Here is a 22,182-nt window from a genome sequence, read left to right as displayed (position 1 = left end):
GCGCCGCCACGAAGGCATCTGCCCAAACAACCCGCCCGGCGTTTTGTGCATATGACCGAGGCCAGCCTGGCGGGCACCTGTCAGCATGCCGCTCATCAGGACAGGAGAATCCCCATGAAGATCGTCATTGCCCCCGACTCGTTCAAGGACAGCCTTGATGCTGCCGGTGTCGCCCGCGCTATCGCTGCGGGCCTGAGCCAGGCGTGGCCGGACGCAGCCTTGGTCGAGTGCCCGATGGCCGACGGCGGCGAAGGCACCATGGAGGCGATCTTGGCCGCCAGCCACGGCGAACTGCGCCGCCAGGCGGTGCGTGGGCCATTGGGGCACAGCGTCGAAGCCGGTTGGGGGTGGCTGCCACAAAGCCGCACGGCCATCATCGAAATGGCCCAGGCCAGTGGCTTGCAGCTGGTACCAACCGGCCAGCGTGATGCGTGCCGCAGCAGCACCTGGGGCACCGGCGAGCTGATTGCCGCCGCCTTGGCCGCCGGCGCACAGCGAGTGGTGCTGGCCATCGGTGGCAGCGCCACCAACGATGCAGGCAGCGGCATGCTGCGCGCGCTGGGCCTACGCCTGCTGGATGCCGACGGGCAAGCGCTGGAAGAGGGCGGCCTGGCACTGGCGAAGCTGGCGCGGATCGACGCCAGTCACCTGGACCCGCGCCTGGCCGAGGTGCAATTCGAAGTCGCGGCGGACGTCGACAACCCGCTGTGCGGCGCCAACGGTGCATCGGCGATTTTCGGCCCGCAGAAGGGCGCTAACCCGCAGCAGGTGCAGGCGTTGGACCAGGCGCTGGGCCATTTTGCCGACCACTGCGCACAGCTGCTGGGCGACGATGTGCGCGACTACCCTGGGTGCGGCGCTGCCGGTGGTATGGGCTTCGCCGCCCGTGCGTTCATGGGGGCACAGTTCCGCCCGGGGGTAGAGGTGGTGGCCGAACTGGCCGGGCTTGACGCCTTGGTGCAGGGCGCGGACCTGGTGGTGACGGGTGAGGGGCGTTTCGATGCCCAGACACTGCGCGGCAAGACGCCGATGGGGGTTGCCCGGGTCGCCAAACGCCACGGTGTGCCGGTGGTGGTGCTGGCCGGGACACTGGGTGAGGGCTACCAGCAGTTGTATGCCCATGGGGTCGATGCTGCATTTGCGTTGGCCAGCGGGCCGATGAGCCTGGAGCAAGCGTGTGCCAACGCGGCAGAACTGCTGCAGGCTCGGGCTTGTGACGTGGGCCGGTTATGGCGCTGCGCAGCGCGCGCCTGATCAAAGCGTTTTTGCGTCTTCGAACATGGCGATGAAGTTGGCCAGCGCAGGCGAGGCATTCTGGGCGTTCCATTTCATGTACAGGCCAATGCCTGGGGTGGATTGCTCGTCTATCGGGCGGATCGCACAGAACTGTACGCGCTCGCGTGGGGTCGATCGGGCGAATGAGGCCGGCACCAGGGCCACACCGAAACCACAGGCGACCAGCCCCAGCAGGGTATGAATCTGTGCGGCTTCCTGCACCACCCGAGGGTAGAAGCCGGCCGACTCGCACAGGGCGACCAGCTGGGCATGGTAGCCGCCGCCCAACGCCTGCGGGGTAAACACAAAATCCTCATTGGCAAACTCGCGCAGGTCGACGTCGCCTTGCTGCGCTTTCACGTGGCCGGCGGGCAGCGCCATGACAATCTGCTCGTCAAGCAACAGCCGTGACTCCAGCGTACCCACCGGCAGCGGTAACCTGCGCATGAAGCCTATATCCGCCTCGCCGGCCAGCAGCGCCTTGGCCTGCGTCGCCGATGGCATCTCGCGCAGGGTCAGCTGCACGTTCGGGTAAGTCTCGCGATAGCGCCGCAAGCTGTTGAGTAACGAGTCGTAATAGGCGATGGAAATGGCCGTGATGGTCAGTTTCCCGCTGACACCCGAAGAGACATTACGGGCGTACTCGATACCCTGTTCCAGCTCGGCAAGCACGCGGTAAGCCGTATCGCGAAAGGCTGTGCCGGCCGGGGTCAGACGCACCCCGCGCGTATTGCGCAAGAACAAGCTGAAACCGAGCTTTTCTTCCAGGCGGCTGATCGCCTGGCTCAGCGGCGGCTGTGCCATGTGCAGGCGCGCGGCAGCCTTGTGAAAGTGAAGCTCTTCTGCCACGGCGATGAACTGCCTGAGCAAACGTGTTTCGATCAATCAAGCATTCCTTCAGCGCGGCGACTCGGTGGTGATATCCATGAGATATCAAAGTTGCATGCTTTTAATATTAAGTCATTGAATTTTTTGTTGTTATCGTAAAAAGGAGAATCGAAGGTAGCCAGAAATGCCCGTTACAGAGCCTTTCCACAACGAAGTTGCGGCCGTCACCGATGCCGCACAGGGCCTGGGCTTGGCCTATGGCATGGGGCTGACCGGACGATCGCCCCGCATCAAGGAATGCAGCTGCGTGCCAGTCAAGGTCGCCAATACCCGCGCCGACCTGGGCGAAAGCCTGGTGTGGGATGAGCATAACAGTGCGTTGTACTTCATCGATATTTCTGGCGGGCGGATCAACTGCCTGACGCCGGAAGGCGAAGTCGAGAACCTTTACGCGTCAGCCGCGCGCATTGGCGCCCTTGCGCTGACCGACCGGGGCAACCTGATTTTCACCGAAGATGCCAGCGTGGCCATCTTCGATATGGCGGCGCGCAAGGTATGCCAGCATTCAGCATCGGTCCATCCGCGCTCCACCTACCGCTTCAACGACGGCGCCTGTGACCCACAGGGGCGCTTCGTTACCGGGTTGATGGACGATGCCCTTAGCGGCAATACCGGGGCGCTGTTCCGTTTTGACGGGCAGTTGAGCGACGAGGTCATCCACGATGACATGGCCTTGCCCACTGGGGTTGCCTGGTCGCAAGACGGCCAGACGGTGTACTTCGTCGATTCGGCGGCGCGCGCCATCTACCGTGCCGAGTACCTCATGGAGGGGCGGCTGGGCGTTGTTACGCTATTTGCCGAAACGCCTGCCGAACTGGGGCGGCCAGATGGCCTGGCGCTGGACCGCGAAGGCGGGCTGTGGGTGTGCCAGTACCATGGCAGCTGCCTGCTGCGCTACGACCGCCACGGCCACCTGACCGATCAGGTACTGATGCCGGTACCGTGCCCCACCAGTTGCTGCTTTGGCGGGCCCGGCATGAATACCTTGTTCATCAGCACCGCGCGTTTCGACATGAGCCCTGAAGGCCTGCTCCATTACCCGGATGCTGGCGACCTGTATGCCATCCACCCGACAATTGGCGGTGTCCCCCGGCACAGCTTCAAGGAATAAGCGCTTGGGCCTGGCTGGCCGGCAACACGGCCAGTTCGCCAAAACGCTGCGCCGAGTCGATGTAGCGCAGCGCCGACTTGGCGTCTTTCCAGCCCACGTAGCTCATCAGTGATTTCAGTTCCCAACCATTGGCTGTGGCCCAGGTGGCAAAGCCACGCCGTAGCGAGTGGCCGGTATACAGCGCAGCCGGTACCCCGGCACGCTCCAGCATGCGCCGCAACAGGCCGACCAGGCTGTTGCTGTTGAGCGCGCTTTCACCGAGGTTGCCCCAGCGGTCGAGCTTGCGAAACACCGGCCCGTGGGCAATGCCGGCAACTTCCAGCCATTGCAGGTAGGCCGTTACCGGGCACAGGGCCTTGAGGGCAGGGGTGCGGTGCTGCACGCCCAAGGCTTCGCGGTCGCCCTTGCTGCGCGGCAGAAACAGCGTGATGCCGACACCGGCTTCGGCCTGGATATGTTCGATGCGCAAGCGTGCCAGTTCATCACCGCGAAAACCTCGCCAGAAGCCCAGCAACAGCAACGCAGTGTCGCGGCGTGCCCGGCGCAGGGCGGCCAGGTCATGGTGTTCGCGGGCCTGGCGAGCCTCCTCTTCAAAACACGCCACGGCAGTTTGCAGGTGTTGCAGCAACAGCGGGGCGGCCTGCCTGGGCGGCGTCGGGTGCAAGGTGCGGATGCCGCGTAGAACCTGGCGTACCAGCGGTGCCTTGGTCGGGTCGGGGAAACCTTGGGCGACGTGCCATTGACTGAGCGCGGCCAGGCGCTGGCGCAGGGTACTGACGGCGTGGTGTTCGGCATGCTCGACCAGGTAGCGGGCGATACTCTCGGCGGTGGCCGGGAGAAAGCCGCCCCAGTGGCTTTCGAAGTGCTCGATGGCGGCCTGGTAGCTGCGCCGGGTGTTGTCACGGGTGGCGGCGCGAAGGTAGCGCTCGATATCGGTCATGGTGCGGCTGTCGGTAGGTGATGAGCACACGATAAACCGAAATCCCAAGACAAGCACCTAATGCGGCACCGGGGCAACGCCATCCTGCAGGGCCGGCACCAGCCCCATCGTATCGTGCGAGGCCTCAATGCCGTTGAAGTGCGGGTAGTCGCGCAACTGCGCCGGCGACAGCGGCCGGCTGAAGTGATAGCCCTGGGCAATATCGCAACCCGCCAGTTTCAGGCACACCACCTGCTCACGGGTTTCCACACCTTCGGCCACCACTTCCAGGCCCAGGCGTTTGGCCAGGATGATGGTGGAGGACACGATCGGGCTGTCGTCATGACTGTTGGACAAGGGGGCGATCAGCGAGCGGTCGATTTTCAGCTTGCTTAGCGGCAGCGAATGCAGGTGGGCGAAGCCGGCGTAGCCGCGGCCAAAATCGTCCAGGCTGATGCCCAGGCCCGCGCTGCGCAGGGTGTGCAGGTGCGCCACAGCGGTACTTTCCGGGTCGAGGATGGTGGTTTCAGTGATTTCCAGCTCCAGCCGCTGCGGCGCAATCGCATACTGCTGCAGTTCGTTCAGCAACCGGGTAGCGAAGTCGTCCTGGCGCAGTTGCAGGGCGGAGACATTGACAGCCAGCCGCGTCTCCCGGCCTTGGGCGTCCCACTCCGATAATGCCTCGCAGGCCAGGCGCAACACCTCCCAACCCAGCTCGACAATAAAACCACTGCGTTCGGCCAGGTCGATGAAGCGGTCCGGGTACAGCAGGCCGAATTCAGGGTGATCCCAGCGCACCAGCGCTTCGTAGCCCAGCACTTGCTGGGTGTCGAGGCGTATCTGCGGCTGATAGTGCAGCACGAACTGGCGCTCGGCCAGGGCACTGCCGAAGGCCTGTTCGAGGGTGAAGGCCTGAATGTCGGCCAGGTTCAGCGAGGGGTCGAAGAAGCGATATTGCGCGCGCCCGGCCTGTTTGGCCGAATACATCGCAGCGTCGGCACTGCGGATCAGGCTGTCGATGTCCTGGCCATCGCGGGGGCAGATGCTTACGCCCACGCTGGGGCTGGTGTTGACCTCCTGGCCATCCAGGGCATAGGTGGCCGACAACCGCTGGACCAGTTCGCGAACCCAGGTATTGATCTGTTCCTCGCTGCGTTCGCCTGCCAGCAGCACCACGAATTCGTCGCCGCCAAAGCGCGAGGCTTCGTCACCGGGCTCCAGAAGGCGCTGGATGCGCCCGGCAACAGCCTGCAGCAGCAAGTCGCCAATCTTGTGGCCGAGCGAGTCATTGATCGACTTGAAACGGTCCATGTCGATGAACAGGATTGCCATCAGCCGGCGCTTGCCCCGTTGCCGAGTAAGTGCCTGACCCGCCACTTCGACGAACTGGCGGCGGTTGTGCAACCCGCTGAGGTGGTCGGTGGCGGCGGCATGGCTGCTGCGCCGGTGTTCCTCCTCAAGGCGCCCGATAAGTTGCTGGTTGACCTGTTGGGCCTGCTCCAGAGCATTGAAAGCCTCCTGGTGCTTGCGCAGCAGGCGCAAGGTGCACAGTAAACTGCCGAGGATCAGCAGGGTCATGCTCAGGTTCAGCCAGAACTGCCGACAATAGGGCAATGCCGAGGGTGTAGGCAGGCCAAGGCCGCACGCCGGATGGGCGGCGGTTACGGAGGGGATGTGCAGCCCCCAAAGAAAGGCCAGGGTGGCTGCGCACAGCATCAGGATCAGCAGCCGCAAAAGGCTGGTGGATGAAAACGAACGGCGAATCACTGCTGATAGTTCCCGACCCTGGGTGATGCTCGAAAAATACGACAATAAGATGACAGGCTGATGACTGATAGCTAATTGCCTTTAAGGGTTTCCCGTATCCGCCAAGGGCGCCTGCAGGCGTGCGGTCTCCTCTTCGATGTAGCTCATCAAGGCGCTGACTTCGGCATCACCCAGGCGCATGTTGGGCATCGCCAGGCGGTTGTACTGCTCGTACAGCAGCATGGCCAAGGGGTCTTTCTCTGCCAGCATGCGGTCGGGTTCTTTCAACCAGCGGGTCAGCCAGTTGGCATCACGCTGGCGGGTCACACCCAGCAGGTCGGGGCCTATACCCGGTTGCCCCGGCTCGGTATTGCCCAGCGTGTGGCAGGATGAGCAACGGGTGCGGAAGATCTGCTCGCCACTGCTTGGCGGACGTACTTCGGGCGCTTGAGCGTAGTCATTGTTCATGGCGCTGGCCTGCTTCCAGTTGTGCAGGCTGTTGCCCAGGCGATCGGCGAGGATGTACGGGCTTTCGAAGGGCGAAGCCTTCATCCAGCGGCCGGTGGCCTGGTTGCCGATGATGAGGCTCAGGTTGTGGTCTTTGGAACGGCCGTTTTCAAGGCCGTCAATCCACAGCCCTAGGCTACGGCGCAACCGTTCGATGTCGTCAGGTTCACCGGTGAGCAGCGTCCAGCCGGGGCCGATACCGAACTTTTCAGCGTAGCGTTTGAGGGTGGCTGGCGTGTCGTTGTAAGGGTCGATGCTGATGGAGTACAGGAAAATGTCCTTGCCGACCCGGTCGCCAAGAATCTTCTGCACCTGGCGCAGGCGTGCGGTTTCAACTGGGCAGGAGTCGGAACAACCGGTGAAGATGAAGTTGATGGCGACCACCTTGTCCTTGATCAGGTCGTCGAAGAAATGCACTTGCTCGCCGTCCTGGGTGAGCAGGGGGATGTTGGGGAAGTAGTCGGCACCCCAAGGGCTCTCAGCTTCTTTGGCAACCGGTTGTTGCGGCTGCAACGGCCAGAACGGGATGCTGGCGGCGAACAGCGCGAGCACCATCAGGAAACGCCATGAGCCGGACATGATGCGGTCCTCATCGGTTGGCAGTGGGGCCGCAAAGCGGCCCCCGCCTTGCACTCACTGATACCTGACTGGCGCCGTCACGGTCTGCCCCAGCGCCGACTTCACGGTAATCGTCGCCGGTGTTGCCGGGCCGAAGCCGGTGGTGGTCACCGACACGCGCCAGCGCGCACCGGTGGTCGTGGCGGTCAGCGTGGCGTTACCCAGGCTTACCGGGCCGCCAGTGGTCGCCGCAGTCACGCTGATGCTGTTGCCCGTGGCCACTGTGGTAGTCCCTTGCACATCCCAGGTGAAGCGGTTACCGCTGCGCACCTGCACCGTGGCACTGGTGACCTGGATCTGGTCGACCGCTGCCGCCGGGCTGACCGCGATGCTGACCGTGGCCGGGTTCACCGACTCGGCCCCTTTAGCATCCCGCGCCGTGTAGTTGAAGCTGGCGGTGAACGGCGTGGCGACCTTGGCAGGCGGGGTGTAGGTCACCGTGGTGCCATTGGTGCTGACGCTACCCTGGCCGGAGTCTGGCTGGCTGAGGCCGACGACAGTCAATGGCAGGTTCCCTTCCGGGTCGGTGTCGTTGGCCAGCACGTTCAGGGTGATCGGCTTGCCAGCAGTGGTTGCCGCACTGTCGTTGGCCGCGACCGGTGGCTTGTTGGCGGCATCATCGTTGTCGTCCTTGCCTTTGGTGCGGAAGGTCGGCAGGCCCACCGACGCCATGTATTGCACGCCATCCCAACCTGGCAGCGGGGTCGGCATTACCTGGAACTGCCCTGGGTGTTCAATGTCCCAGCGCAGCAGCATCGAAGAGTCTTCATGCTGGGTGTTGTGGCAGTGCTCCATGTAGGTACCGGCGAACTCCCGGAAGCGAATGGCAACTTCCACTTCTTCAGACGAATCAACATCGGGCCCTATGCGGTACACATCTTTGCGCGCCCATTTCTCCCACTCTGGCGGCGCCTTGCCGTCGCGGCTAAGAATCACACCTTCCTCGAAGTGCACATGCACCGGGTGGCTCCAGCCATTGCCGCCGTTGACGATTTTCCACACTTCCAGGGTGCCGTCGCCGCTGAAGCCGCCATCGGTGGACTGTTGGGCCAGTTGTGGTGCAGCGCTGATACGTCGTGGATCCATGCTGTAGCCGAAGCCGCCATCGGTCTTGATGGTCCAGGGGGTGGTATCGGTGCCGTCGGAGCGACCAAAGATGAACTCGCGGTGGCGGGCCTCCTTGATCTTGGCCTGGTCGGCGGCCGAATTGCGGTCAATGGGCAGCGGGAGCATTTTCAGGCCTGCGGCCTTGCCGGGTTTGGCCGGTTCGTAGGCCACCGGGTCCATGCTCACGTCCTGGCCGCTGTACGGCTGCACGATCAACTGCAGGAACTTGCCGACCAGCGGGTCGCCGTTCTCCCACAGCGGGCCCTTGCTGGTCTGTTTGATCACTGCCTTGTACTTCTCCGACAGCACGTCGGCCAGCGAGATGGCACCTTCCGGGCCCTTGCCGGTGAGGTGTTCCTCCAGGTTGACGAAGTACAGCTTGTCGCCCACCTTGATGCCGTTCTTGGCGAAGTTGATGATGATGTCGTAGCGCTCGGCAATACCTTGCAGCGGCAGGATACCGTTGTTGTCTTGCAGGTTGCCGTCACCGTTGAGGTCCATGGTGCCGTCGAATGGCACGGCGTGCTCCATGATGTTGCCGTCGTTGGCGATCATGTGGAACGGCACCCGCGCATAGGACACGTTGGAGCCGGATGGCCCCTTGAATTCGCCGCTGGTCCCGGCGATTTCACGCACGACTGCGAATTTGAAGTAGCGGGATACCGAGCCATTGAGCAGACGGAAGCGATAACTGCGCGCGCGCACCTTGAGCTTGGGCTGGTACTGCCAGTTGACCAGCATCTGGTCGCCAAGGAAGCCATCGGTGTTGAACGGGTTGAACCACAGCTGGCCGTTGGCATCCCAGGCCTTGTCGGCCATCACCAGGTTGACGTCGTAGTCGCGGTTGCCCCAAGGCATGCCCGAACCGCTGGGGAAGCGCAGGTTCACGCCATCCTGCAAGGCCTCGTTGCCGCGGTCCAGGGCGCTGTAGTAGTTCATCATCACGGCGTTGCCCTTGTAGACGTTCTGCGCCGTGAAATCCATCATGTGGTCGTGGAACCAGTGGGTACTCATGGTTTCGCGCCAGTCGCCACGAATCTTGATGCTGCCGTTCTGGCAGGTTTTCAGCCCGGGCGAGCCGTCATTGACGAACAGGGTTTCCCCCGGTGAGCAAGGGAACGCGGCACGCGGGTCTTGTGCGCGGGTGTTGATGGTGTCGTAGCCGGCCAGCTGCACCGGCCAACGGTAGTCGTAGTACTGGCCGGGGAAGAAGTAGGCGTTGGCATAGCCGTCGCTTTCGGCGGGGGAGTGGCCGTTGTGCTCGTGGGTCGAGATGGTATGCAGGCCAAAACCGCCGTTGGCCGACGGGTCGATCGGCAGGGCGTTGTAATGGCGCATCAGCACCGGCTGGCCATAGCGCACCATCAGCAACTTGACGGGGAACGTGCCATCGAACGTCCACAGCGACTTGTGGTTCTGCAGCGGCATGTTCGGGTGGAAGCGGGTGTCGATGCCCTTGGTCGTGCCCAGCGTATTCGGGATGTCGGAGGTCTGGTAGTACAGCCCGCCCGGGCCGAATTCACCGACCGCATAGTTGTGCAACTGCTTGCGGTCGCGCAGGCCCTGGTTGATGCGCGCACCGGCTTGCGCGGTCTTGAACGCAGTCTGCGGATAAAACTCGTTCCAGCGCTGGTGTGACCAGCCTTTGCCTGGTGGACGGCCTTCAGCCGGGGAGCCGACCGGCTTGCGGTTCAGGAACATCTCGATCTGCGCCTTCCACGGGTTGCGGTCCAGCACGTTGGCGTACTGGGTCGGGAACGGGTAAAGCCCGGGTTGCTTGAGGAAAGCTTCCAGCGCGGTGCCACTGGGGCCGCTGCGGGCAACGACGTTGGGGTCCTGCGCCGGGGCGGCCCCCAAGGTGGGAACCGGGAAGGTCAGGCTGGGCGGTGGCAGGGTGGGGTCGAGTTTTTCTGTGCCGAACTCTTCGAACAGCAGCAATTGTTGGGTGAACGGCTGCGCACCGAACAGCGGGCTGGGCTTGCCGTTGGTAGGGTACTTGTCAGAGGTTTGCAGGGCAGGCGGTAGTACGTTGTCGGTGCGCACCGTGTTGCGGTCGCCATACATCCCATTGGTCAGTTCCAGCGAACCTTGGTTGGCTTCGGGCAATGTATTGAGGTTCAGCAAGGCCGGGGTCGGATCAGCCGGTTGGTCGGTGTAGGCGGAAGGATCGGTTGGCGGCGGCAGGCCGTTATCGTCGAGGGGGGCCGCTGTAACCGTGATCAGCCCGAGGCTGAGCATCAGCGCGGTGACGGTCGACAGCTGGAATGCATGCCTAGCAGGGTGGATCACGGCAGATGTTCTCATTGCCTTATGCCTCGCTCGCGGCTTTATGGCTTAAAGCCATCAATGGCGTTTTGCCCGGTAAAAAGCCCTGAGCAACGGCTGTGCCAACCGATATTTCAGTAATGCTTTGTTAAACAAATCGTTGTAGCGCCTGATGTGCGCTAAATAACAGGGTGTCAAAAATGGGGATATGTCCCCACTAGCGGGTCACCCAGTGCCCAGTCTTTGGGGGATGGGTAGTGACAGCACTGGCTCACTGGGGTATACCTGAGCGCCACCAAGGGGAGCCCGGCAACGGGCTGAGAAACCGCTGAGCGTTGCAGCGCGGTGACCCTTCGAACCTGATCCGGATCATGCCGGCGAAGGGATGGGATTCGTAACCTGCCTTTTTGCCGGCCTCACTGCGAGGCCCGTCCATGCTCACCGCCAAGGTCTCGCTGTCACCCCCATCAAGGACAGCAACATGACCGAACGTTTCAGCCAGTCCCTGCGCCGCCAAAGCGAGCCGACCTGGTCGGCGGCCGTGGGCCACCGTTTCGTGACCCAACTGTGCGACGGCAGCCTGCCGGCCCCGATCATGGTCGACTACCTGGTGCAGGACCACCGTTTCCTCGACAGCTTCCTCACCTTGCTGGGCGCGGCCATCGCCACCGCTGACACGTTCGAGGCCCGCCTGCGCTTCGGCCGTTTCGCCGGGATGATCTCCAGTGACGAGAACACCTACTTCCTGCACGCCTTCGAGGCCCTGGATGTAAGCCCGGCGCAGCGCACTGAACCGGCCGACACTGCGCCAACCGCAGGTTTCAAGGCGATCATGCGTGAAGCGGCGGCAACCCGCTCCTATGCGGCGGCGCTGGCGGTGCTCAATGTTGCAGAAGGCCTGTACCTGGACTGGGCACTGAAGGCGCCGAAGCCGATGCCGGACAACTTCGTTCATGCCGAGTGGATCACCCTTCACGACAACCCGGACTTCCAGGCCTTCGTTGCCTTCCTGCAAGCCGAGCTGGACCGCGTTGGCCCGCAGGAAGCCGCACTGTCCAGTGATTTCTACCAACGTACCGTCGAGCTGGAGCTGGCCTTCTTCGATGCCGTCTACCCGGAGGGCAAGTGAGCATGGACATCTTCGAGCGCCTCAAGGCTGGTGCGACGCATCAGTGGCACAGCTACGTCGACCATGACTTTGTGCGGCAGATGGGCGAGGGCACGTTGAGTGAGGACGCGTTCCGGACTTACCTGGTGCAGGATTACCTGTTCCTTATCCAGTTCGCCCGTGCCTGGGCATTGGCTGCCTATAAAAGCCGCCGCCCGGCGGACATACGCGCCGCGCAGGCCGGGCTGGCAGCGATCCTGGATGAAACCGAACTGCATTTGCGCCTGTGCGCGCGTTGGGGGCTGACCCAGGCCGATATCGAGGCGGCGCCAGAGCATCAGGCTACCGTGGCCTATACCCGCTACGTGCTGGACTGTGGCGCCGCCGGCGACTTGCTGGAGCTGCATGTGGCGCTGGCACCGTGCGTGATCGGCTATGCCGAGATCGGCCGTACCCTGGCCGAACGGATTGGCGACTTGAGCAACCACCCGTACCGCGAGTGGATTGGCGAGTATGCCGGCGAGGGCTACCAAGGGGTCGCGGCGGCGGCGCGCAAGCACCTGGATGAACTGGCAGCGCGGAGCATGACCGAACAGCGCTTCGCAGACCTGGTGGGGATTTTCGGGCAGGCGTCCAGCCTGGAGGCTGATTTCTGGCAGATGGGGCTGGACAGCCAGTAAATCGATACCCGCGCCAGGCACTGGCGGATAACCTTGGGCTCGACCACTATGCAGGTAGCGGCGATAAGCGAGCCCAAGGAGTAACACCATGAACATTATCAATGCACGCTTGCGCGGCAAGCCCGGTTTGTTTCGCATCGAACTGAGCGGCGAGCGCATTGCTGCCATCGTGCCCCAGGCCGAGGTAGTGGCACCCGTTGCTATCGATGACCTTGATGCCGGGCAAAACCTGGTGGTGGCACCCTTTGTGGAACCGCACATTCATCTGGATGCCACCCTGACCGCCGGCGAGCCGAAGTGGAACATGAGCGGCACATTGTTCGAAGGCATCGAGCGCTGGGCCGAGCGCAAGGAAATCACCACCCACGACGACATCAAGGTCCGAGCGAAAAAAACCATCGGCATGCTGGTGGACCACGGTATCCAGTATGTACGGACCCATGTCGATGTCACCGACCCGAGCCTTACCGCGCTCAAGGCCATGGTCGAGGTACGTGACGACGTGCGCGAGCTGATCGACTTGCAGATCGTCGCCTTCCCTCAGGAGGGTATCGAGTCGTATGCCAATGGGCGGGCGCTGATGACCGAAGCAGTGGCCATCGGTGCCGATGTGGTGGGCGGCATTCCGCATTTCGAGAACACCCGCGACCAGGGCGTGTCGTCGGTGAAGTTCCTGATGGACCTGGCCGAACGTACCGGCTGCCTGGTGGACGTGCACTGCGACGAGACCGACGACCCGCAATCGCGCTTCCTTGAAGTGCTGGCCGAAGAAGCCAGGGTGCGCGGTATGGGCGCCCGGGTAACCGCCAGCCATACCGTGGCCATGGGTTCGTATGACAATGCCTACTGCTACAAGCTGTTCCGCCTGCTGAAACTGTCGGGCATCAACTTCGTGTCGTGCCCGACCGAGAGCATTCACCTCCAAGGGCGCTTCGACAACTACCCGAAACGCCGCGGCGTCACCCGCGTGGCCGAGATCGACCGCGCCGGCATGAACGTGTGCTTTGGCCAGGACTCCATCGTCGACCCTTGGTACCCGCTGGGTAATGGCAACATCCTGCGCATTCTCGAAGCCGGGCTGCACATCTGCCACATGCTCGGCTACGAAGACCTGCAGCGCTGCCTGGACCTGATCACCGATAACAGCGCCCGCACCCTGAACCTGGGGGAGCGCTACGGCATCGAGGTGGGGCGGCCGGCCAACCTGTTGCTGCTGTCGGCACCGGACGATTACGAAATGGTGCGTAGCCAAGGGCACGCGCTGGTGTCGGTGCGAAACGGCAAGGTGTTGATGCGCCGCACGCCCGCGCAGGTTGAGCGCACGCACTGATACACCCGCCACTTTGAAGCCCGTAACGCCCCGCCGGCCTTGAGCCGGACGGGGCGTTTTGCTGTTTGCCGTACGGCTAAACGCACGCTTGGAGCGGATTTTTGCCGGTAACATGCGATAAGCCGTGATTATTCTTCCTGAGGAAACGTTTGCAGGAGCGCGTTGTTATCGCCATAATCAGTACGTAATTACATGTTACATAACACAGTACAAAATCGTAGGAGCACGCATGGCCCGGGGCGGTATCAACAAGGTGGTGGTTCAGCAGGCACGTCAGGCGTTGATTGCCCGCGGCGAGAATCCCAGCATCGATGCCATACGTATCGAGCTGGGCAATACCGGCTCGAAAACCACGATTCACCGCTACCTGAAGGAATTGAACGGCCAGCAACCCGTGGCCTCCGAAGGGGGCGCGGCGCTGAGCGATGTGCTAAGCCGCCTGGTCGGGCAATTGGCCACTCAGCTACAAGATGAGGCCGACCTGAAGATCGAACAGGCCGAAAGCACGTTCACTCAACAGCGAGAGCAGCTTGAAGCTCAGCTGGAAATCGCCCGTCAGGCCCTGGCGGCAGCGCATCAGCAACACCAGATTGATGCAGCGGCTTTGGCCGACGAAACGGAAAAGCGGTTGACCACACAAAGCACGCTGCAAGCCGAACAGCTGCGCAGCGCCAGCCTCAACCAGTCACTGGGTGAATTGCAGGTGCGCCTTGCCGACAAGGACGAACAGGTGAAGTCACTGGAGGACAAACACCGCCATGCCCGCGACGCCCTGGAGCATTACCGCAATGCCAGCCGCGAACAGCGCGAGCAGGAACAGCGCCGCCATGAAGCACAACTGCAGCAGATGCAGGTGGAAGTACGCCAACTGCAGCAGGGCATGATCGTCAAGCAGGACGAGCTGACCCGCTTGCACCGCGATAATGAGCGTTTGCTGGGTGAGTACCGCCAGGCCGCCAGCGAGTGCCGGGCGCAGAACGAGTTGCTGGAGCAACGCGATGCGCAGATCCAGGGCTTGCGGACGATCCTGGCCCAGGCACAAGGTGCCAGCGAAGAAATGCGCCGGCAGCTGGATGTGCAAGCGCAGCATCTGGAAACCAGGCGCGACGTGTGCGCGGAACAGGCGCGGCAGTTGCTGCGGTATGAAGAGCAGTTAAGAGAACGCGATGTGGCGTTGGCGCAATGCAGGGCACAGCTGCCTGCACATGCAGAGTGACGGGCCGTCTAATAATCGACGTAACGGCGCATTGCACAACGCTCAGTGAGGCCGTGTGCACGTTCATTGGCCAGGATTTCCCGCAACCGCGGGCTCAGCAGCCGCTCATCGAGCACCTCGAACCCGAACCGTGCATAGAAGGGCGCATTCCAGGGCACCTTGGCAAAGGTGGTCAACGTGAGCTCGCGCGCTCCCGCGTCACGCGCGGCATCAGCCACTTGCTGCAGCAAACGCCGCCCCACGCCTTGCCCTTGAACCTCCTGGCGCACCGATATTTCATAAAGGTGCAGCGCCTGCCCTTCACGGCGGGCACAAGCAAAACCGGCAAGGCACCCATTATCGTCCTCGGCCACCCAGCTACCGCCCGAGTCGACGAAAGCCCTGTGCGCAACGCAATCCATCACATCACCTTGCGCCAGCCAGGCCAGCGTCGGCCAGCCGGCAAACGCCTGGGCCGCCGAACGCTCTACGTCCGGCAGGTGTTGAATATCGCGCTCAAGGGTAGGGCGGATACGCATGAATCACTCCTGTTTCAGTAATCCGCCGCCAGTACTTGCGGCTGTAATTGCCAGCGCACCGAGCTTACACCTTTCTCCAGGCTCACCCGGCTGACCAGCCGCTCCAGTTGTGCGGGGGCCTGCGCGGTGCCCAACAGCTCGGCGCGTACTTCCAGGCGCGCCGGGCTGTCCAGATCCTGGCTTTGCAGTGACTGCAGCCGCAGCTGCGGATCGCCCAGGCTATGCAGCATCAGGCTGCGCACCTGGATTTCGTCCTCGGCGCGGCAGACGATTCGCACTTCGAAGTGCTGCTCCACCTCGCTGGCCGGCACCACGTCCTGACGGTCCAGGCGCTGGGCGATGTCACGCAGCAGGATATTGGCACATAGCACCACCAGGCTACCCAATGCCGCCTCCAACAGCAGCCCAAGGCTGCACAGCACACCCACTGCCGCCGTGCACCATAAGGTGGCTGCAGTGTTCAGGCCTCGTACGTTGAAGCCGTCACGCATAATCACACCCCCCCCGAGAAAGCCGATGCCCGACACCACATAGGCGGCGACGCGCGACGCATCGGCAGGTGCCATGCCTGGCACCGTCTGGGTCATCAGCACGAACAGACAGGCACCGGTGCTGACCAGCGCATTGGTGCGTAGCCCGGTCAGCCGTTGGCGCAATTGCCGTTCGGCACCGATCAACGCCCCCAACAGCAAGGCAATGCTGACGCGCAGCAGAAATACTTTCCAATCCATAGCAAACCTCTTGCGCAGGCATACGCCCGCATGAACGCCATCAGTTGGCGTGGTTGAAAAACCAGAACAATGCGCAGGACCACGAGGAAGGGAGGAAAAGCGGGGGGTTACAAGAAACCACCGTCTTGCCAGGGCGGCCAGACAGTGCAGGACACTGCCGGGCTAGTGCGCCACGCGGGCCTGTCGCAAGCGACTGGGGCTACTGTCCAAGGCAAATCTCCTGTTGAAGAAGGCAAAATTGCGTCGCGGACCATACGCCCGGTGGTAGAGCAGGTCAAGGGCGAAAACATGACAATGGCTTCATCCTTGAATGGCCTGCAGCCGGTCACGCCCACATGGAAAAAAACCTGGGCAGCCGTTAACCTTGCGCCTCTCTTTGCCATCACCCGGACCGTTCCATGCTGTTGAATCTCGCCGTACTGTTCGGCACCCTGGTGGCCATGGAGGGTGTTGGCACGCTGGCTCACAAGTACATCATGCATGGCTGGGGCTGGTGGCTGCACCGTTCGCACCATGAGCCTCAGCTGGGCATGCTCGAAACCAATGACCTGTACCTCGTGGCACTGGGCCTGATCGCCACGGCACTGGTAACGCTGGGCAAAAGCGGTTATGCGCCCTTGCAGTGGGTGGGCGGTGGGGTGGCTGGGTACGGGGTGCTGTATGTGGTGGCCCATGACGGATTTTTTCACCGGCACTGGCCGCGCAAGCCTCGGCCAGTCAACCGCTACCTCAAGCGCTTGCACCGGGCGCATCGGTTGCACCATGCGGTGAAGGGGCGCACGGGAAGTGTTTCGTTCGGCTTCTTCTATGCGCCCCCATTGAAGGTGTTGAAGCAGCAGCTGCGCAGCAAGCGCAGCCAGCAGTAACAACCTGAGCGGGCCTCAATTCACCGCTTCGCCTTCGGGCTGCGCCGCCACATGCCCACGGCTCACCCACCAGCCAAACCCCGCTGCCGTAAAGAACATGATCAGGCTATACAGCGCCGCCGGTACCGCCATGGTCGCGTTGTTCAGCAGCGAAGGGCTCAGCGCCAAGGCAATGGCCAAGGTCCCGTTATGGATGCCGATTTCCATGCCAATGGCAATTGCCTGGCGCTTGGGAATATTCAGCAGGCGCGGCACCCAGTAACCCACTGCCAGGCTCAACAGGTTGAACAGCAGCGCCGCCAGGCCCACCACCGGCGCATACTCGACCACGGTCTGCCAGTCCTTGGCCAAGGCCAGGACGATGGTGAAGGCGAGGAACAGCGCGGCCACCAGCTTCATCGGTTTTTCCATGCGCGCGGCGAAAACCGGGGCGAAATGGCGTATCAGCATGCCCAGTGCTACCGGCAGCAGCACAATGGCAAACACCTGCATCACTTTGGCAAACTGCAGCCCAATGGCTTGATCCGAAGCCATGAACCAGCTCAACGACAGGTTCACGAGCAATGGCATGGTCAGGATTGCGATCAGCGAATTGACCGCCGTGAGGGTGATGTTCAGCGCCACATCGCCATGGGCCAGGTGGCTGAACAGGTTGGCCGTGGTGCCGCCTGGCGAGGCCGCCAACAGCATCAGCCCTACCGCAAGGGCCGACTCCAGGCCAAAACCGTTGGCGATCAGGAAACACACCAACGGCAGCAGCAGGATCTGGCAGGCCAGGCCGACCATCACCGGTTTGGGGTATTTCACAACGCGAGCGAAGTCCGCCAGGGTCAACGACAGCCCAAGGCCGAGCATGATGATGCCCAAGGCTAGCGGCAGAACGGCGGTGAGCAAGGGCGAGGCTGTCATGGGCGGTCTCTTGGGCGAAGGATCTCGAGGAGTGTAGGCAGGCGCGGATTGATAGCTAATTGCAAAGGGCCAGCTATTGGTAACCATTTGTTACCAAGCGCAGCGGCTGGCCGGGCTGCATGCCGCGTTGCAGTAGGCCTGCAGGCGCAGTAGCATTCCCGTTTTTACCAAGGATTAGCCTGTCATGCCGTTCCAGCAAGGTCTGCTTGCCAACCCTGTGCCGGCCCACGCCCGTCACCTGTTCTTCACCCTGCAGTCACCCGAGGCGTTGCCAGCTGCGCTCGATGCCTTGCTGCCGCAGGTCGATGGCGAACAGCTGCTGCTCGGTGTCGGCGCCCCGCTGGCCAAGGCCCTGGGCCGCGAAGTGCCCGGCCTGCGCGCCTTCCCGCTGCTGGATGCCGCCGTTGAAAACCCGAGCACTCAGCACGCCCTGTGGCTGTGGTTGCGCGGGAACGAGCGCGGCGACCTTCTGCTGCGCGCCCGCGCCCTGGAACAGGTGCTGGCACCGGCCCTGCGCCTGGCGGACAGCGTTGAAGGCTTCCTGCACCGTGGCGGTCATGACCTGACAGGCTACGAAGACGGCACCGAAAACCCGGTGGACGAAGATGCGGTGCAAGCGGCCATTGCCAGCGACGGTTCCAGCTTTGCCGCGTTCCAGCTGTGGAAGCACGACCTGGAATACTTCAAGTCGCTGCCCCAGGCCGACCAGGACAACATTATCGGCCGTCGCCTGAGCGACAATGAAGAGCTCGACGACGCGCCCGAGTCCGCACACGTCAAGCGCACCGCCCAGGAAAGCTTCGAACCCGAGGCGTTCATGGTGCGTCGCTCGGTGGCCTGGGCCGACCAGCGCGGTGCCGGCCTGGCCTTTGTCGCCCTGGGCCACAGCTTCGATGCATTCGAGGTGCAACTGCGGCGGATGAGCGGCCTGGAGGACGGCATCATCGATGGCCTGTACCGCTTCAGCCGGCCACTCACCGGTGGCTATTACTGGTGCCCGCCGATGGGTGACGCGGGGGTCGACCTGGGCCAGCTGCTGCAGGCCTGATCACTAAACATCCAGATACAGAAACACCCGCTGGCGCGGAGCAGAGCGACTAGCCTTGAAAGTTTCCGATTCATGACGGGAGCTTTCCATGTACGCACGTCGTGATGTCCTACGCGCCAGTGCCGCCTTGAGCTTGCTGGCGGCGGCCCCTTGGCTGCATGCCGCCAGCCCGGCCGGCCTGCTGACCCGTAAAGTGCCGTCCACAGGTGAGGCGTTGCCGGTGATCGGTGCCGGTACCTCGGGCAGCTTCGAAGTGGACGCTGGCTCGGCTCAGTACGAGCAGCTGAAAATCGTGCTCAAGGCCTTTTTCGAAGGCGGTGGCCGGGTGATCGATACGTCGCCCAATTATGGTGGCGCCGACAGCATACTCGGCCAGTTGCTTGAGGAGGGTGGCTGGCACCGGCAGTGCTTCATAGCCACCAAGATCGCTGCCAACAGCCGGGCCGAGGCCGAAGCACAGTGGGCCGGCAGCCTGAAGAGCCTGCGTACCGACAAAGTCGACTTGCTGCAAATTCACAATTTGCGTGAGTGGCGGACCCAGCTGCCCTACGCCCGTGAGCTGAAGCAGCAGGGCAAGGCCCGTTACGTCGGCATCACCCATTACCTGAACAGTGGCCAGGACGAAGTCGCCCGCATCGTGCGCAGCGAGCCGCTGGACTTCATCCAGATCAACTACTCGGTCAACGCCCCCGACGCAGCCCACGCACTGCTGCCGCTTTGCCAGGACAAAGGTGTTGCGGTGCTGATCAACCGTGCTTTCGACGATGGCCGCCTGTTTGCGCGGGTCAAGGACCAGGCGTTGCCCGGCTGGGCCGCAGAAGCAGGCATCGGCAGCTGGGCGCAGCTGTTTCTGAAGTTTGCCATCAGCCATCCGGCGGTGACCACGGTCATCCCCGCCACCGGCCGGCCCGAACGCCAGCTCGACCAGCTGAAGGCCGGGCATGAACCCCTGCTTAGTCAGGCGCAGCAACAGGCGCTGATCAAGCAGTTTGCCTGACACCATGCAAGCGTGGCGGCGGCGGCTCGATCAAGGGCTGAACATCGAGCCCGGCGAGGGGCCGGCGGTCATCGCCGGCTTGCTGCTGTTCTACCTGCTGTTCACCGGTTACTTCATGCTGCGTCCGGTGCGCGAAACCATGGGTATTGCCGGTGGGGTGGACAGCCTGCAATGGCTGTTCACCGGCACTTTCATTGCCACCCTGGCGTGCCTGCCGCTGTTCGGCTGGCTGGCGTCCAGGGTGCAACGCAGGCTCATCCTGCCGTGGACCTATGGCTTCTTTGCCAGCAACCTGCTGCTGTTCGCCGCCCTGTTCGCAGTTGCCCCTGACGACGTGTGGGCGGCCCGGGCCTTCTACATCTGGCTGTCGGTATTCAACCTGCTGACCATATCCCTGGCCTGGAGCGTGCTTGCTGATCTGTTTTCCACGGCCCAGGGCAAGCGTTTGTTCGGCCTGCTGGCAGCTGGGGCTAGCCTGGGCGGGCTAAGTGGCCCCCTGCTGGGCACCTTGCTGGTGGCGCCGCTGGGCCATGCCGGGCTGCTGGTGCTGGCGGCGGTATTGCTGCTGGGCAGCAGTAGCGCGGCCCTGTTCCTGCAACGCTGGCGAGCACGCCAACCTCTGCCGGCACAAGCCCAACGCTCGGGATCGCGACCTTTGGGCGGCAACCCGTTTGCCGGTGCCACCGCCGTACTGTGCTCGCCGTATCTGCTGGGGATCGCGCTGTTCGTCGTGTTGCTGGCCAGCGTCAGCACCTTCTTGTATTTCGAGCAGGCACGCATCGTCAGCGAAACCTTTGCCGATCGCACCCGGCAAACCCAGGTGTTCGGCCTGATCGACACCGTCGTGCAGGCATTGGCCATCCTTACTCAGGTATTCCTCACGGGCCGCCTGGCGCGTCGGTTGGGCGTGGGGGTGTTGCTGGTAGCGGTGCCGCTGGTGATGGCTGTGGGCTTTGTGTGGCTGGCGCTGGCCCCGGTGTTCGCCGTGTTCGTGGGGGTCATGGTGGTGCGCCGAGCTGGCGAATATGCACTGGTGCGGCCTGGGCGGGAAATGCTGTTCACGGTACTGCCGGCCGAGGACAAGTACAAGGCCAAGAACTTCATCGACACGGTGGTCTACCGGGGTGGCGATGCCTTGAGCGGCTGGGTCAAGCGGGCACTGGACGTGGTGGGCGAGCACCCGCAACTGGCGATGCTCATCGGCGCATTGATTGCCTTGGGCTGGGCAGTGACCGGTGGCTGGCTGGGCCGCCGACAAGCTCGCCTGGATAGCCCGCCGCACGACTGACAGGCGCCCCAAATATGGCGTTGTCGCTTATTTAACGCCACCGGTCCGAACCCCTCGCAATAAACCGAATCCCCCGAGGGAGCCGTACTCACAACCTGTGTACGGCAACGTGCCGTGCACACCTAAGTCATACGAGGTTTCAAGACCATGGCCAACAAAGAAAACAGCCGCACCGGCAATCAACAAGGCAGCCAGGGTGGTAGCAAGAACCCGGGCAACTTCGCCAACGATCGTGAAAAGGCCTCCGAAGCCGGACGCAAGGGCGGCCAGTCTTCGGGCGGCAACATGCCCCACGATAGCGAGTCGGGCCGTAAGGGCGGCCGCTCGTAAGTGACCTGATGGCAGTGCCGGGGCGACCTGGCACTGCAATGAACCGGGGGTTTGCAATTAGCCAGGGTTGGCCGACAATGGCGGCGCCCTTTGCAGCCACCCGGAATCATCTGCTCCATGATGCTGATCAAGCAATTCCCTGACATTTCCCTGGATGACACGCTATTCGTCTTCGCCCTCGAGGCCGAGGCGGGCGATGTATTCACCGAGGTGCGCACCGTGTTCACGGGTATTGGCAAGGTGAATGCTGCCATCGCCCTGACCAAAGCCATTGCGGCGCACCGCCCAAAGCTGATCGTGAACCTGGGCTCGGCGGGCAGCCAGCGCCATGGCAAGGGCGAGGTGGTGTGTTGTAGCCGCTTCGTGCAACGCGACATGGACGTGACGCCATTGGGCTTTGCCCGGTATGAAACGCCGCTGTCGGACATACCGGTGGTACTGGAGCACGGCACCGCTATCCCCGGGCTGGCACAGGAAACCTGTGGCAGTGGCGACAACTTCGAGATCAACCATGGCGATGCGCCCTATGACGTGGTCGACATGGAAGCCTATGTGCTGGCATTGATCGCACGCGACGAAAACATACCTTTTGTTTGCCTCAAGTACATTTCCGACGATGCCGGCAGCGATGCAGCGGATGACTGGGCGGTGCAGGTTCACTTGGCGGCCGAAGCGTTCAAGCGGGTGTTGTTCAGCCACGTGTAACCTGTGTCGTAACGCCAGGC

At 62.9% G+C, this 22,182-nt stretch carries 19 protein-coding genes, 1 pseudogene and 1 riboswitch; of the genes and pseudogenes, 12 read left to right on the top strand and 8 right to left on the bottom strand.

Annotation, left to right across the window (positions count from 1 at the left end):
• The first annotated feature begins 114 nt into the window (after window positions 1-114).
• On the top strand, window positions 115-1,254 hold the full coding sequence (locus D8767_RS14820) for a glycerate kinase (RefSeq protein ID WP_016715247.1): 1,140 nt from the start codon (window positions 115-117) through the stop codon (window positions 1,252-1,254).
• Here the strand turns inward: D8767_RS14820 and D8767_RS14815 are convergent, their stop codons facing one another.
• On the bottom strand, window positions 1,255-2,160 hold the full coding sequence (locus D8767_RS14815) for a LysR substrate-binding domain-containing protein (protein ID WP_016715246.1): 906 nt from the start codon (window positions 2,158-2,160) through the stop codon (window positions 1,255-1,257). It lies immediately after the preceding gene.
• A 205-nt stretch (window positions 2,161-2,365) separates the two neighbouring features.
• On the opposite strand from D8767_RS14815, the gene D8767_RS14810 reads away from it, so the two are divergent.
• Window positions 2,366-3,274 carry an SMP-30/gluconolactonase/LRE family protein gene (locus tag D8767_RS14810; RefSeq protein ID WP_371058901.1) on the top strand — a complete coding sequence of 303 codons (909 nt, stop codon included), beginning with the start codon at window positions 2,366-2,368 and terminating at the stop codon, window positions 3,272-3,274.
• On the opposite strand, the gene D8767_RS14805 is transcribed toward D8767_RS14810, so the two are convergent.
• The 4 genes and pseudogenes from D8767_RS14805 to D8767_RS14790 all read right to left on the bottom strand — a co-directional run bounded on the left by D8767_RS14805 (window position 3,264) and on the right by D8767_RS14790 (window position 10,475).
• Window positions 3,264-4,214: a site-specific integrase gene (locus D8767_RS14805; RefSeq protein WP_016715244.1), complete on the bottom strand. Its 951-nt coding sequence runs from the start codon at window positions 4,212-4,214 to the stop codon at window positions 3,264-3,266. The two genes, D8767_RS14810 and D8767_RS14805, sit on opposite strands and share 11 nt — an antisense overlap.
• A gap of 57 nt (window positions 4,215-4,271) precedes the next feature.
• Window positions 4,272-5,816 (bottom strand): annotated as a pseudogene (locus D8767_RS14800) (putative bifunctional diguanylate cyclase/phosphodiesterase); the annotation flags it as partial.
• A gap of 225 nt (window positions 5,817-6,041) precedes the next feature.
• Complete coding sequence (locus D8767_RS14795) at window positions 6,042-7,025, bottom strand: SCO family protein (protein ID WP_028699191.1); 984 nt, start codon at window positions 7,023-7,025, stop codon at window positions 6,042-6,044.
• A gap of 54 nt (window positions 7,026-7,079) precedes the next feature.
• Window positions 7,080-10,475, bottom strand: coding sequence for an Ig-like domain-containing protein (locus D8767_RS14790; protein WP_028699192.1), 3,396 nt, complete (start codon window positions 10,473-10,475; stop codon window positions 7,080-7,082).
• Window positions 10,476-10,724: 249 nt separating this feature from the next.
• Window positions 10,725-10,839: riboswitch (TPP riboswitch) on the top strand.
• A gap of 78 nt (window positions 10,840-10,917) precedes the next feature.
• Between D8767_RS14790 and D8767_RS14785 the strand changes: the two genes are divergently transcribed.
• From D8767_RS14785 to D8767_RS14770, 4 genes are all read left to right on the top strand, one after another.
• The gene (locus tag D8767_RS14785; protein ID WP_016715240.1) at window positions 10,918-11,565 is read left to right on the top strand and encodes a TenA family protein; all 648 of its coding nucleotides are present in this window, start codon (window positions 10,918-10,920) and stop codon (window positions 11,563-11,565) included.
• Window positions 11,562-12,224 (top strand): thiaminase II, encoded by a 663-nt coding sequence (tenA, locus tag D8767_RS14780; RefSeq protein WP_016715239.1) that lies wholly within the window; start codon window positions 11,562-11,564, stop codon window positions 12,222-12,224. The genes D8767_RS14785 and tenA overlap by 4 nt, the downstream gene beginning before the upstream one ends.
• Window positions 12,225-12,312: 88 nt before the next feature.
• Window positions 12,313-13,554 carry a cytosine deaminase gene (gene codA, locus D8767_RS14775; RefSeq protein WP_016715238.1) on the top strand — a complete coding sequence of 414 codons (1,242 nt, stop codon included), beginning with the start codon at window positions 12,313-12,315 and terminating at the stop codon, window positions 13,552-13,554.
• Window positions 13,555-13,783: 229 nt separating this feature from the next.
• Window positions 13,784-14,770, top strand: coding sequence for a DNA-binding protein (locus D8767_RS14770; protein WP_016715237.1), 987 nt, complete (start codon window positions 13,784-13,786; stop codon window positions 14,768-14,770).
• 8 nt (window positions 14,771-14,778) lie between these two features.
• On the opposite strand, the gene D8767_RS14765 is transcribed toward D8767_RS14770, so the two are convergent.
• Window positions 14,779-15,288: a GNAT family N-acetyltransferase gene (locus D8767_RS14765; protein WP_016715236.1), complete on the bottom strand. Its 510-nt coding sequence runs from the start codon at window positions 15,286-15,288 to the stop codon at window positions 14,779-14,781.
• Window positions 15,289-15,302: 14 nt separating this feature from the next.
• Complete coding sequence (locus tag D8767_RS14760; RefSeq protein ID WP_016715235.1) at window positions 15,303-16,019, bottom strand: MgtC/SapB family protein; 717 nt, start codon at window positions 16,017-16,019, stop codon at window positions 15,303-15,305.
• A gap of 398 nt (window positions 16,020-16,417) precedes the next feature.
• Here D8767_RS14760 and D8767_RS14755 point away from each other — a divergent pair, with 398 nt between their 5' ends.
• Window positions 16,418-16,885, top strand: a complete 468-nt coding sequence (locus D8767_RS14755; RefSeq protein WP_016715234.1) for a sterol desaturase family protein — start codon at window positions 16,418-16,420, stop codon at window positions 16,883-16,885.
• 15 nt (window positions 16,886-16,900) lie between these two features.
• On the opposite strand, the gene D8767_RS14750 is transcribed toward D8767_RS14755, so the two are convergent.
• Window positions 16,901-17,794, bottom strand: coding sequence for a bile acid:sodium symporter family protein (locus D8767_RS14750; protein WP_016715233.1), 894 nt, complete (start codon window positions 17,792-17,794; stop codon window positions 16,901-16,903).
• Window positions 17,795-17,978: 184 nt separating this feature from the next.
• Here D8767_RS14750 and D8767_RS14745 point away from each other — a divergent pair, with 184 nt between their 5' ends.
• The 5 genes from D8767_RS14745 to D8767_RS14725 all read left to right on the top strand — a co-directional run bounded on the left by D8767_RS14745 (window position 17,979) and on the right by D8767_RS14725 (window position 22,162).
• Window positions 17,979-18,842, top strand: a complete 864-nt coding sequence (locus D8767_RS14745) for a Dyp-type peroxidase (RefSeq protein ID WP_016715232.1) — start codon at window positions 17,979-17,981, stop codon at window positions 18,840-18,842.
• 88 nt (window positions 18,843-18,930) lie between these two features.
• Window positions 18,931-19,839: an aldo/keto reductase gene (locus D8767_RS14740; protein ID WP_016715231.1), complete on the top strand. Its 909-nt coding sequence runs from the start codon at window positions 18,931-18,933 to the stop codon at window positions 19,837-19,839.
• Window positions 19,840-19,843: 4 nt separating this feature from the next.
• Window positions 19,844-21,127, top strand: coding sequence for an NTP/NDP exchange transporter (locus D8767_RS14735; RefSeq protein WP_016715230.1), 1,284 nt, complete (start codon window positions 19,844-19,846; stop codon window positions 21,125-21,127).
• Window positions 21,128-21,274: 147 nt separating this feature from the next.
• The gene (locus D8767_RS14730; protein WP_016715229.1) at window positions 21,275-21,457 is read left to right on the top strand and encodes a general stress protein; all 183 of its coding nucleotides are present in this window, start codon (window positions 21,275-21,277) and stop codon (window positions 21,455-21,457) included.
• A gap of 117 nt (window positions 21,458-21,574) precedes the next feature.
• On the top strand, window positions 21,575-22,162 hold the full coding sequence (locus D8767_RS14725; RefSeq protein ID WP_016715228.1) for a nucleosidase: 588 nt from the start codon (window positions 21,575-21,577) through the stop codon (window positions 22,160-22,162).
• Window positions 22,163-22,182: the final 20 nt, after the last annotated feature.

The sequence above is a fragment of the Pseudomonas sp. LTGT-11-2Z genome (assembly GCF_003691445.1).
GTDB classification, from domain to species: Bacteria; Pseudomonadota; Gammaproteobacteria; order Pseudomonadales; family Pseudomonadaceae; genus Aquipseudomonas; species Aquipseudomonas monteilii.
This window is presented reverse-complemented; position numbering and strand designations above follow the sequence as displayed.